7 protein-coding genes and 1 pseudogene are annotated in these 12,304 nt (G+C 72.5%); 2 read left to right on the forward strand and 6 right to left on the reverse strand.

All coding sequences use genetic code 11. The features are described 5' to 3' along the window. Window positions 1-154: 154 nt before the first annotated feature. Entirely contained in the window at window positions 155-418 is a 264-nt protein-coding gene (locus tag OG439_RS15030) for a hypothetical protein (RefSeq protein WP_247052192.1), read from the forward strand. Between the two features lie 459 nt (window positions 419-877). Then, window positions 878-2,098 carry an SGNH/GDSL hydrolase family protein gene (locus tag OG439_RS15035; protein WP_326949974.1) on the forward strand — a complete coding sequence of 407 codons (1,221 nt, stop codon included), beginning with the start codon at window positions 878-880 and terminating at the stop codon, window positions 2,096-2,098. A 232-nt stretch (window positions 2,099-2,330) separates the two neighbouring features. Here the strand turns inward: OG439_RS15035 and OG439_RS15040 are convergent. From OG439_RS15040 to OG439_RS15065, 6 genes and pseudogenes are all read right to left on the reverse strand, one after another. Continuing rightward, window positions 2,331-3,648: pseudogene (locus OG439_RS15040) on the reverse strand (MFS transporter). After that, on the reverse strand, window positions 3,645-4,196 hold the full coding sequence (locus OG439_RS15045) for a GNAT family N-acetyltransferase (protein WP_326949975.1): 552 nt from the start codon (window positions 4,194-4,196) through the stop codon (window positions 3,645-3,647). Before OG439_RS15045 ends, OG439_RS15040 begins: the two are co-directional and overlap by 4 nt. A gap of 72 nt (window positions 4,197-4,268) precedes the next feature. Beyond that, the gene (locus OG439_RS15050) at window positions 4,269-9,281 is read right to left on the reverse strand and encodes an RHS repeat-associated core domain-containing protein (protein ID WP_326949976.1); all 5,013 of its coding nucleotides are present in this window, start codon (window positions 9,279-9,281) and stop codon (window positions 4,269-4,271) included. A 35-nt stretch (window positions 9,282-9,316) separates the two neighbouring features. Then, on the reverse strand, window positions 9,317-9,895 hold the full coding sequence (locus OG439_RS15055) for a YbaB/EbfC family nucleoid-associated protein (RefSeq protein WP_326949977.1): 579 nt from the start codon (window positions 9,893-9,895) through the stop codon (window positions 9,317-9,319). After that, window positions 9,895-10,236 (reverse strand): type VII secretion target, encoded by a 342-nt coding sequence (locus OG439_RS15060; protein ID WP_326949978.1) that lies wholly within the window; start codon window positions 10,234-10,236, stop codon window positions 9,895-9,897. Before OG439_RS15060 ends, OG439_RS15055 begins: the two co-directional genes overlap by 1 nt. Before the next feature lie 4 nt (window positions 10,237-10,240). Then, window positions 10,241-12,304 (reverse strand): hypothetical protein, encoded by a 2,064-nt coding sequence (locus OG439_RS15065; RefSeq protein ID WP_326949979.1) that lies wholly within the window; start codon window positions 12,302-12,304, stop codon window positions 10,241-10,243.

The following is a 12,304-nucleotide window of genomic DNA, read 5'->3' on the forward strand; positions in this document are numbered from 1 at the left end:
CTGGAGCTGATTCATCCGATGACTGACCCTGCTCGTCCGGGTTCGCCGTGTCAAGAGGGTCGATCAAAGTGAACCGGGCTCACGTCCGGCGCGTGGTTCTCAGTGACGAGCTGCAGCACTCGCACCAGACCCAGCCGGACCGAGAGGCCAGACCATGTCCACCCACCCGAGCGCGCTGAGCCGCCGCGCGATCGCCATGCTCAAGGCGGTCGGCGAGGGCCGTGCCGAACTCCGCTGCAGCTGCGAACCCGACCTCCGCGTCGACGGACTGTCGTGCTGCGACCAGAACGCCGCCCACGACCTGGCCCGCGCCGGCCTGATCCGCGCCGCGGTCCTGGCGGCGCCCGGCCAGTGGACGCCGGCCGAACTGACCGACGCCGGGCACCGCGCACTGGACGTGGTCCCCGCCGCCGCTTGAGCCTTCTGATCCAAAGCCGTGAATGGCACATCGAGGGACTTGAGGTCTCTCGATGTGCCATTCACGGCTTTCGTCATTCCCGCGGGCCCGGGTCCGCGGGGTCATCGGCCGCTCCCGGAACAAAATTCGGTGGCCTGGGTGAACCGGGCCGGGTCGGCGGCCGTGCTTGGGGGTGAGGGCGTTCTCGCACACGCCCTCCGGGGTTGCCCCGACGCAACGATCCGGGCCAGCCTCCGCTTCGGATCGGGACCGGGGTACTCCGGCGAGCGGCCGTCGCGGCAACGGCCACCTCGCGCGGGCCCGCCCGGCATCCCCAGAATCCCGGGCGGGTCCGCCCAGGGGAACCCTAGGGAAACTGCCGGGGAAACAGCAACTTGCCGTTACTGTCCGGGATCTTGTCCGGTTCGCTCACCTGATCAGCGGTCGCTGGTTCGAGTGACAGACGCGACCGTGTGGGGCATGCGACGCTTCCTGGCCGTGAGCACGGCCGTCCTGGCGGGGTTGGCCATCCTCACGACGTCCGGTGGTGCGAACCCGGAAAGCGCTGTCCCGGCCCTCGCTCAACAGTCCGTCGGCGGCTGGGCCGGCACCTGGGCCGCGGCTCCCGCGTCCGGCGTGCCGAACACACCCGACGGCTACCCGGGTTACTCGATCCGCAACGTCGTGCACACCAGCGTCGGCGGCGGGCGGGCCCGGATCCACCTCTCGAACGCCTTCGGCACCAGCGCCGTGACCTTCGGGCACGTCACCGTCGCGGTCGAGGCGACCGGGGCCGACGCCGTCCCCGGCACGCTGCGGTCGCTGACGTTCGGCGGTGCGCCCAGCGTCGTCGTCCCGAACGGCGCCGAGGTGCTGAGCGACCCGGTCGGCCTGCGGGTGCCGGCGGACGCCAACCTGCTCGTGACGACCTACGTGCCGGCGAAGTCCGGGCCGGTGACCTACCACCCGGCCGCGGCGCAGACGTCGTACTTCACCCGCGCCGGCGACTTCACCGCCAGCGAGTCGGGCGCGCCCTACACCGAACAGACGTCCGTGTGGCACTACGTGTCCGGCGTCGACGTCCAGGGTGGCGCCGAAGCCACCGTCGTGACGCTCGGCGACTCGATCACCGACGGCGTCGGCTCCACCACCGGGGCCAACCACCGCTGGCCGGACTACCTGGCCGACCGGCTGCACGGCCGCTTCGGCGTGCAGAACGCCGGCATCAGCGCCAACCGGCTGCTGCTCGACGTCCCGGGCAGCGGCGCGGGCCAGAACGCGCTCTCCCGGTTCGACCGCGACGTCCTCGGCGTCGGCGGCGTGCGGACGCTGATAGTGCTGGAAGGCATCAACGACATCCAGCAGGACCCGCACCAGACCGACCCGAACGCGATCACCTCGGCCTACCGCCAGCTGGTCGCGCAGGCCCACGCCCGCGGCATCCGGGTCATCGGCGGCACGCTCACGCCGTTCAAGGGCTGGGGCGTCTACAACGAGACCCTCGAAGCCACCCGCACCGCGGTGAACCGGTTCATCCGCACCAGCAACGTCTTCGACGCCGTGGTCGACTTCGACGCGGCGGTCCGCGACCCGGCCGACCCGCTCCGGATGCTGCCCGCCTACGACTCCGGCGACCACCTCCACCCCGGCGACGCCGGCTACGAGCGGATGGCCGCCGCGGTCCGCCTCGACCGGCTGTGATCATGCAGGATGACGGCCACTGGATCCGAGCCACACCACCGCACACGACCTCGGCGCGGCCTTCGGCCCATCGGCTGTCATCACCAGCGCACGACAAGGACCGACACCCACAACAAGCAGCGGCAGAACCCCCGCCCTACAAACAACTCCACCGCGGCAGGCCTACGACCCGGCCGACCCGCCGCGCTACTCCGACAACCCCGAGCCACCCCGGCCACCCCGGCGACGCCGGCTACGAGCGGATGGCCGCCGCGGTCCGCCTCGACCGGCTGTGATCACTCACGCGGGATGAAGGCCACCGCCACGAGACTGAGCACCGCCACCCCCACCAGGTAGAGCGATACCGACAACGACGTGCCCGTCGCGGTCTGCAGGGCCGTTGCGATCAACGGGGCGAAACCGCCGCCCAGTACCGCGCCCACGGCGTAGGAGAAGGACGCGCCGCTGTAGCGGAAGCGCGGCTCGAACAGCTCCGCGAACAACGCCGACTGGGGGCCGTACGTCGCGCCGAGGCCGATGTTCAGCACCACCACGGCGACGATCAGCCACACCGTCTGGCGGGTGTCGACCAGCAGGAAGAACGGGATCGGCCACACCACGAGCAGCACCGAACCCCAGAGGTACACCGGTTTGCGGCCGACGCGGTCCGACCACGCCGCCGTCACCAGGATGCTCACCAGCCACGTCACGCTGCCGACGATCACCACCACCAGCAACGTGGTGCGGTCGATCTTCAGCACGGAAGTGCCGTAGGACAACAGGTACGCGAGGAAGATGTAGCCGATCGCGGTGTTGGCGATGAAGCTCCCCGACGCCACCAGCAGCGCTCGCGGCCGTTCGCGGAAGACGTCGACCATCGGCCGCCGGCTGCGTGCTGCCGAGTCCCGCAGCTGAGCGAACACCGGGCTTTCCTCGATCCGCAGCCGGATCACCAGGCCGACGCCGACGAGCACGATGCTCAGCAGGAACGGCACCCGCCAGCCCCACGCCGCGAACTGCGCGTCGGTCAGCGATTTGCCGAGGACGAAGAACACCAGCTGCGCGAGGATCAACCCGGCTGGGACGCCGATCTGCGAGAACGCGCCGTAGCGGCCCCGCCGGCCCTCCGGCGCGTGCTCGACGGCCATCAGCGCCGCGCCGCCCCACTCGCCGCCCGCGCTCAGGCCCTGCAGCAACCGCAGCACGAGGAGCAGGATCGGGGCCCACACGCCGATCGCGCTGTACGTCGGGAGCAGGCCGACGCCGACGGTCGCCACGCCCATCAGGACCAGCGACAGCACGAGCATCGCCTTGCGGCCGATGCGGTCGCCGAAGTGACCCCACAGGATCCCGCCGACCGGGCGGGCCAGGAAGCCCACCCCGAGCGTCGCGAACGCGGCCAGCGTGCCGGACGCGGGCGAGAGCGTCGTGAAGAAGAGCTTGCCGAAGACCAGTGCGGTCGCCGTGCTGTAGATGAAGTAGTCGTACCACTCGATCGTGGTCCCGATGGCGCTGGCCACGGCGACCCGCCGCAGCTGCCCGGGCGCGGCGGGCACCGCCTGCGTGCTCACGAGCCGGCCATCGCGGCGACCGGCACCAGGTCCTCGGCGAGCAGGTCCATCAGCAGGCCGTCGTGCCAGCTGCCGTCCGGCCCGCGCTCGTAGGAGCGCATCGTGCCGACCGGCCGGAAGCCGAGTGCCTGGTAGAGCTTGATCGCGGACTTGTTGTCCGCGGCCGGGTCGATCACGACCCGGTGGTGCCCGCGCACGGTGAACAGGTGCTCGGCCAGCGCCCGGATGGCGTCCGAGCCGAGGCCGTGGCCCTGGAAGTCCGGGTGCACGGCGATGTCGATCCCGGCGTGCCGGTACTGCGGGTCGGCTTCCTCGAAGGCGAGCTCGACGCCGATCACGGTGTCCGTGCGGTCGTCGAGCTCGATGGCGTAGGTCGTGGTGCCCTCGTCGGGGTCCAGCAGATAGGACACCTGGGCGGCCACCGGCTCCTCGGCGTCGGCCCACCAGCGGGCGACATCGGGATGCGACAGGATCTCCTCGAACCGGGCGGCGTCCGTGACTGCGGCGGGCCGCAGCCGGACACGGCTTCCGGTGATCAGGCCGGTCATCGGCCCAGTGTCGACCCCCGGGCGCCCACTGTCGAGCAACACCGCCCGGCTGGCGGCCGGGCGGTACCGCCGTCAGTCGTCCATGTCGACGTCGGAACCCTGCCGCGGGCGCTTCGAAGGCCGGGAGTCGTCCGGGGAGTCCAGTGGCGAGTGCACCGGCTTCGAGCCGGACGGGCCCGCCACGGGCGGCGCGGCTTGCGGAGCACCCGGAGCCGGCTTGACCTCTTCCCAGGAGTGCCACGGGCCGCCCTGCTTGGCGAACCCGGGGTCGTTGCGGTCCCAGTAGGCGCGATCCGCGTTGTCGCTCGGGTGCGGGCTCTTGTACCGGTCCTCGTGCGCGCCACTGGCGTTGGAGCGTTCCTTGGACTCGATGCCGTGGTAGGTGCTCTCCTGGCGGTTGTGCTCCAGGTTCTCCTTGCGGGTCCGCCCCATCCCCTCCCGGTTCCAGTTCGAGCCCGCGGCCTCGTCGTGCCCGAGCACGCCGTTCTTGTGCCCCTTGATCTCGTTCCCGGACGTGCCGTTGTACGACTCCCCGGGCTGCTTCGTGTCGAAGCGCCGGTCCGGGTGCATCAGCCAGCTCTTGTCCGGCTTCTTCCCGGCCGGGACCGGCGACAGCGCCGCGTCCTTCCACAGCGGGAGCATGTTGCCGTGCTCGTGCTTGGGGTTCTCGTACCCGGCCGCGGTCCGCCGGTCGTACTTCTGCGCCCCGGTGGGCTTCTTCGCACCGTACTTCCCAGCCGGCGACATCTGCTGGTAGAGCCGGCCGCCCGGGGAATGCTCGGTGACGACGTTGCCCGGCACGTTCGTGTTGATCTTCAGGTTCGGCTTCCCGCCGGACCCTGAGCCGCTCGCGCCCTGCGTGCTGGTGCCGCCGTTGCCCGTGCAGCTCTGCGGGCCGAGGCCGAGCGGGTCGACCCACGCGTGCGGGTTCCCGACGTAGGCGTGCGGGTTGGGCCCGGCGCCGAGGCCGATCGGGTCGGGGCTGGCGTACCGCCCGGTGGCCGGGTCGTAGTAGCGGAAGAAGTTGTAGTGCAGCCCGCTCTCGGCGTCGGCGTACTGCCCGGCGAACCGCAACGGCGTGCCCGCCGCCGTGCGGGTCTCCTCGACGGTCTTGCCCCACAGGCTCAGCCGCGCGAACCAGGCGACGGCGCCGCGGTCGTCGACGAGCTCGGTGGGTGCGCCCGACGGATCGGCCACGACGAGGTGGAACTGCTCGCCGGCGAGCTCCTGCGGCGAGCGCAGCAGCCGGTCCCGCTGGATGAGCGGCTGGTGGGTGCCCGGTTCGTAGTCCCACACGGTGACCCGGGTGCCGGCGGCGTCCGAGTGGGACTGCTCGACGAGCACCTGGTCGTCCCAGGTGAACTCGACGCGTTCGGCCACCGTGGTGCCGTCCGCCTCGAGCCGTTCCTTGGCGATCCGCCTGCCGAGCGCGTCGTAGGTGTAGCGCCACCGGACGCCGTCCGGGGTGCGCACCCCGGCGAGCCGGTCCTGCGGGCCCCAGGTGTACTGCCAGGTCCCGCCGGCGCTCTCCCGGAGCACGAGCCGGCCCCGCTCGTCGTGGGTGAAGCGGGTCCGCCCGGCCGACTGGACCACCGAGCCGGTGAACGACCGCGGGCCGAGCGCGTCCTGGTCGGCCGTGGTCGGCCACACCGCGTCGGTGACGTTGCCCGCGACGTCGTAGGCGTAGCGCTCGGACCAGCGCGGCGCCTGCACGCCGACGACGCGGGCGCGCTGGTCGAGGGTGAAGCCGCGCGGGCCGGTGAGCCGGTCCTGGACGCCGGTCAGCGCGCCGTCGGGCCGGTAGGCGTAGGTGCGTTGCTGGCCGAGCTGCCCCGCCGCGCCGGTGATCGTCTGGGACTGCAGCCGCCCGTCCGGCGTCCACGTCCGGCCGATCGCCGCGCCCGAGTCGAGCGTGCGCCGGACCTCGCGGCCGGCGGCGTCGTGGTCGAAGCGCAGTGTCCGGCCGGGCGTGTGCACGGCGAGCGGCCGGTCGAGCGCGGTGTACTCCCAGACGCTCTCCGCGCCGGAGGGGGTCCGGCGCCGGACCCGGCGGCCCTGCGCGTCGTAGCTCGATTCCACGGTGCGGCCGCCGACGGTCTCGGCGGTGATCCGGCCGGCGGGGTCGCGCTGGTAGGTCACCCGGCCGCGGCCGTCGTCGGCCTCCAGCAGGTGCCCGAGGGTGCCGTAGGTGTACCGCGTGGTGACCGGGCCGCAGGTGTGCTCGACGAGGTTGCCGACGAGGTCGTAGCGGAAGGTCGTCGTCTCCCCCGCGTGCGTCCGGGCGGCCAGCTGGCCGGCGGCGTCGTAGCGGTAGTCCACTGTGGACCCGGTGAAGTCCGTCTCCCGCACCAGGTTCCCGGCCGCGTCGTACTCGTAGCGCCAGACGAGCCCCTGCTCGTTCGTGACGGCGGTGAGCCGCAGCCGCGTGTCGTAGGCGAACTCCACCCGGGTGCCGTCCGGGCGGATCTCGGCCGAGGGCAGGTCGAAGTGCGTCGACTCCCCACGGGTGACCGCCCCGGCCGCGTCGGTGTGCACGAGGTTGTTGCCCTCGCCGTCGAAGACCCAGCGCTCGACGGCGCCGGTCGCGTGCCGGTGCCAGGCGAGCCGGCCATCGACCGTGTACCCGAAGCGCTCCACACCGCCGAGCGGGTCGGTGACGGCGCTGACGCGGCCGAAGAGGTCGCGCTCGTAGCGCGTCACGCCGCCGAGCGGGTCCGTGGTCGCGACGGGCAGGCCGCTGGAGTCCGTCTCGACGCGCAGGGTGTTGCCCAGCGCGTCGGTGACGGCGGCGGTGTTGCCCCGGTCGTCGTAGGCGTAGCGGCGGACGGCGCCGGTCGGGTCGATCACCGCGGTGACGTTGCCGCGCTCGTCGTACTCCCAGCGCGTGATCACCCCGGGGGCTTCGGACATCGTCAGCGGCAGGCCGAACCGGTTGCGCTCGAAGCCGGTCTCGGCGCCGTCCGGCCGGGTGATGGTGGCGAGGTTGCCGGCGTCGTCGTAGGTGTAGGCGGTGGTGCGGCCCAGCGCGTCGGTCTGGCGCAGCAGGCGGTCGCGGGCGTCCCACTCGTTGACGATCGTGCCGCCGAGGGGGTCGACCTCCTTGACCACCTGGCCGGCGTCGTTCAGGTGGAACGCGGTGCGGTGCCCCAGCGAGTCCGTCGAGTAGGTGACGCGGTTCGCGGTGTCGTACTCCATCGTGCCGGTGAAGAACCCGCCGGCACCTTCGGTGCGAACGCAGCGTCCGTGCCGGTCGTAGGTGTAGCGGTACCACTCGCCGTTGCGGTCGGTCCAGGAGGTGATCCGCCCGGCCCCGTCGTAGGTGTACTGGAACGCGCGCCCGGAGGCGTTGGTCACCGCCGTCAGCCGGCCGTCGGTGTAGGCGTAGCGCATCAGCTCGACTTCGGTGCCGTCCGCGGCGACCGCGTGCAGCGCCGTGACCCGGCCGTCGGCGGTCTCCAGCCGGACGGCGTGTCCGCCGCTGTGCCGGATCTCCGCGGGCACGCCGTGCTCGTCGTGAACGAACTCGATCCGGTTCCCGCCCCGGTCGGTGACCGACCGCAGGGGCAGTTCCGCCGCCCCCGGCGCGAAGTAGAGGACGAGCTCCTGCCCGTAGTCCTCCAGCAGGTAGCCGCCGTCGTCGGCGCGGGTCAGCCGCCGCTCGGGTCCCTCGGTGGCGGTGGTCCACGTGCCGACCGTCGGGTGCGGGTACTTCTGGATCGTGCCGTCGGCCGCGGCGAAGGTGAGGCCGGTGTCGTCGACGGCGAGCCGCTGGTCCACTGTGGACACCCAGCTCGCGCCGAACCAGCGTCCGGCCCGGCGGGCCGAGAAGTGCGCCCGCTCGACCAGCAGCGGCAGCACGCCCAGGAACTCCGCGTCGACCTCGCTCATCACCATCTGGCCGGTGGAGACGTCGATCGGGTCGTTCTCGCAGCGCAGCTTGTCCGGCGGCCGGGGGTTGGGCTTCTCGTCCTTCAGCGGCGGCGGGCTGTCGGTGCCCTTGCCACCGCCCTTGCCACCCGAGCCGGGGCCGTCCACCCCGCGCGACCCCGTCGGGCCGTCGGGCGTCGGGTCGGGGCTCTTCAGGGTGTTGTCCGGACCCTTGGACGCGGGCGGCGGATCGGTCTTGGCCGGCGGCGCGTCCGCACCCGAGGAATGCGTACCGTCGCCGTCACCCTTCGCACCGGACGGCGACGTGTTCCCATCACCCTTCGGCGCCGGCGGCGGATCCGTCTTCGCCGGCGGCGCATCCGGCCCACCCTTACCCTTCGGACCACCCAGATCCTTCGGATTCCCCTTGATGTCGATCTTGTTCGGCGGCGGAGAAGCCTTACCCGGCTTGATCTTCCGCAACGCCTTCGCCGCATCCGAGAACAGATCACCCGCCCGCTTCAGCAACGGAACCAGCGCCTTCAACGCCGTGACGAGCCGCTTCACCAGATCCGCGATCTTCGACGCCGTCTTCGCCACCGCACCGATCACCTGCGGCACAACCCAGGTGAGCCCGATACCCAGCGTGAACACGACCTGGAGCGCCCAGCTGATCAAGTGCCCGATCAGCTCCGCGATGATGTCCCGCACCAACGCCCGCACCGCGGCGACGACCTCACCGGCGGTCTTCACGCCACTGGAAGCGCCTTCACAACCCTTCTGCGCCGTGTTCAGCAACGTCACCGTGTCATCAGCGCGCTGCCGGTAGCTGTCGCCAGCGGGCCCGGTCCAGGACGCGGTGTCGGCCTTGACCATCCCGGTCAAGTCCTCGCCGATGCTGCCCAGCTCGGTCGCGATGTTCTTCCACGTCTCCGACTGCGCCGCGATCTCATCCGCGTTGCCGGTCAGCCCGTTGAGCGCTTCCTTCAATGGGCCGACGTGCTCCATCAGCCACCCGACACCGGCGGCGAGGACCGCCCCGAACGGGTCCATCGCCATCGACAACGCGTCCAGCGCGGTCCCGACGGCACCCATCGCGACGGAGGCCCAGTCACCCGACTCGATCGCGGACTTCAGATCGGCCGCCGACTCCAGCAGCGACACCCCCGAGTAGGCCTTGGTCGAGTCCTTCGTCTCCGCGACCAGCGGGTTCGCCACTGAGTGACCTTCCTCGTGTCCAGGGGCGAATCAGTTCACCACGGGTTGTTGTCCTGCTCGTCCGGGTCGGCGCCCGGCCGGCGGCCCGGCGGCGGCGAGGTCTGCGGGCCCGGCGGCGCCGGCGGGGTGCCGGTGCCGCCGGCCGCCGGGGCGGGCGGCACGGGCGGCGGGACCGGAGCCGGCGGCGCGGCCGGGTCGTCGGGCTCGTCCGGGTCGGGGAACCGGCCGCGGAGCGAGTCGAGCATGAGAGTGCGGGTGTCGCGGTCCTCGTCGCCGAGGTTCTCGGCCATCACGCCGGCCACGCGCTCGGCGATGCCGGACTGCGCGCGGCGCATCGTGGTGAGGATCGCCCGCGACAGCTCTTCGAGGGGGAACGACTTGACCTTGTTCGAGAACGTCAGGTCGGTGACGGTGCCGTCCGCGCCGACGGTGACGCTGACCGCGCCGTCGCCGCTCGTGGCGGTCAGCCGCAGCCGCTCGGTCTCCGCCTGGGCCGCCTGGTAGCGCTCGGCCTTGGCCGCGAACCCGGCCGCCCAGTCGTCCATCCGGCGGATCGTCTCGTCGGGGTCCCGCATCAGGTCCCCGAGCCCGTTCGAGCCGTTCGGGCTCGTCATCAATTCACCCTCGCTTCAGCTTCTCGCGGCGCGGCCGCGAGCTGACGCTCGAACGGCTGCTTGTTGCCCTCTTCACCGTCGCGGTAGGACTGCGCGGCCGTCCGGACGTTGTCCGAAAGGCCCTGCACACCCTCCACCGACGCCTTCAGCGTGTCCTGCGCCTGCTCACCCGTCGGACGGATGATCGGCGGCAGGAACGCGCACAGCAGCCCGTACGCGTGGTCCGACATCGCCGAGTCGGACGCGGAGACCGCCGTGTTCAGCCGGTCCACCAGGCCGTCGACGTGACTCGCGTGCGCGACCAGGTCGTCCGGTTCGACCTCGAAGCCGCCCGCCGTCATGTGCTCACTTCCAATCCTGGTTCTTCCAGTCGCCGATCACCGGCGGCGCCACGACCTGCTCGCCGTCGAAGAAGTTCGGGTCGTCGTTCTCGACGTAGTCGGCCGACTTGTGTTCCTTGTCGTCTTCCTTCTTGCCGCCCTTGGCACCGGCGCCCATGCCGCCCATGCCCGGGGAGCCCGGCGCCCCGGCCTTGCCGCCGGCCGCCGCGTTGCGCGCCGCCATCGCCTCGGCCTCGGCGGCCGCACCCGACGCGGCACCGCCGCTGAGGTTGCCCGCCCCGGTGCCGCGCAGGCCCGCGCCGCCGGCCCCGGCACCGCCGGTGCCCGAGCCGCCGATCCCGCCGAGGGACCCGCCCCCGGCGCCGGAACCGCCGCCGATGCCACCAAGGCCACCGAGGCGGCTCGCGATGCTCTCGCCGTTGATCCCGCCGCCGCGGCCGATGGTCGGCATCTTGCCGAGCCCGCCGCTGCCGCCGGAGCCGCCGCCCGGGATGCCGTTGCCGCCGAGCCCGCCGCCCGTGGGCAGGCCGGTGATCGGGTCGATGCCGGGCGGGGTGAAGCCGCCGCCCAGGCCGCCGCCGCGGATGCCACCGCTGCCGCCGCCCGGGATGTCGGGCACGGAGAACGACGGCGGGGTGTACCCGCTGCCGCCGCCGGTGCCGCCACCACCGCCGATGCCCGAGGGGGTGAAGCCGGACGACGACGTCGAGTCGCCGCCGCCGGGGATCGAGGAGCCGGGGATGCCCGCGCCGCTGAAGCTGCCGCCGCCGGGGGTCTCCGGCATGTCGAAGTTGGGCGGGGTGAAGCTCCCGCCACCGCTGCCTGACCCGCCCGCGCCGCTGCCGCTGCCGCCACCGCCCGGGATGCCCGCGCCGGAGAAGCCGGAGCCACCCGAGCCGGAGCCGCCGCCAGGGATGCCCGCGCCGCCGTACCCGCCGCTGCCGCCGGCCCCGCTGCCGCCCGCTCCGCCGCCGATCGGCCGGCCGGTGGCCGGGTCGATGGGCAGGCCGGTGGCCGGGTCGATCGGGAAGCCGGTGGCCGGGTCGATGGCGGGCGCGCCGTTGGCCGAAGCGGCCGGGAGGCGCGCCAGCGACGGGTCGGTGCTGCCGTTCGGGTCCAGCTGCCCGTTGGGGAGCGTGCGGCCCATCAGGCCCTGCGACGACCCGCCGGACGACTGGGGGGTGCCCAGGGTGCGCGCGCTCGCCGTCGCGGTCGGCAGCTTCGGCGGAGCCGGGAACTTCGGCGTCGCGACCGCGCCGGCGATGGTCTGGTCGTACTGGGTCATGATCTGCGCCGCGTGCTCGCGCGCGACCTGCTGCGCCCGGTAGGTCTGGATCGCCTCGCCGGCCGCCGACGCGTACTGCACCGGGTCGGTCATCGACTGCAGCTTCTGGTTGGTGGCCTGCAGGTCGAACTGCACCGGCGGGTTCGCGCCCATCTGCCGCTGCGTCTCGTTGAGCGCCTGGGAGTGGATCTCCTGCTGGCGGCCGGCGAGCGTCGCGCCCTGCGCGGTCGCGCCCAGCCACTTGCCGACGCCGGCGAGGTGCTCGCGGACGGCGTCACCGGCGTCGCCCTGCCAGTTGCTCGTGCTCGCGGTGATCGAGTCGGCCAGGTTCTTCTGGTGGGTGCCGAGGTCGTTGCCGACCTGCACCCACTCCTCCGACGTCTCCGCGACGGTCGCCGGGTTGGCGTCCAGCGTGATGGCATCGTTCATCTGCTCGTGACTGGCGTTGCTCCACAGCATGTGCGGCGGCTCGCCGGTCTCGCGCATGGACAGGCCCTCGTCGAGCCCGTTCTTCGAGTTGTCCAGGTGCTGCTGGTACAGCTCCTGGATCTTCTGGTCGCGCAGTACCGGGTCGACGGCCGGGCCGAGCCAGCCGGCCCGGATCTCGTCGTCGATCTGCTGGGTGGCCATCGCGCGGATCTCGTCGCCCGAGGGCGTGTCGTCGGTCTTCAGCGGCCCGACGTAGTACTTCGACGACGAGTCCGCCGTCGGGTCGTACAGCGGGCTGCGCCGGTTGTAGTCCGGGGACGACGGGTCCGACACGGACTCGGCGGTGGGTGCCAC

Origin of the sequence: Amycolatopsis sp. NBC_01307 (assembly GCF_035975215.1) — a bacterium.
GTDB lineage: Bacteria > Actinomycetota > Actinomycetes > Mycobacteriales > Pseudonocardiaceae > Amycolatopsis.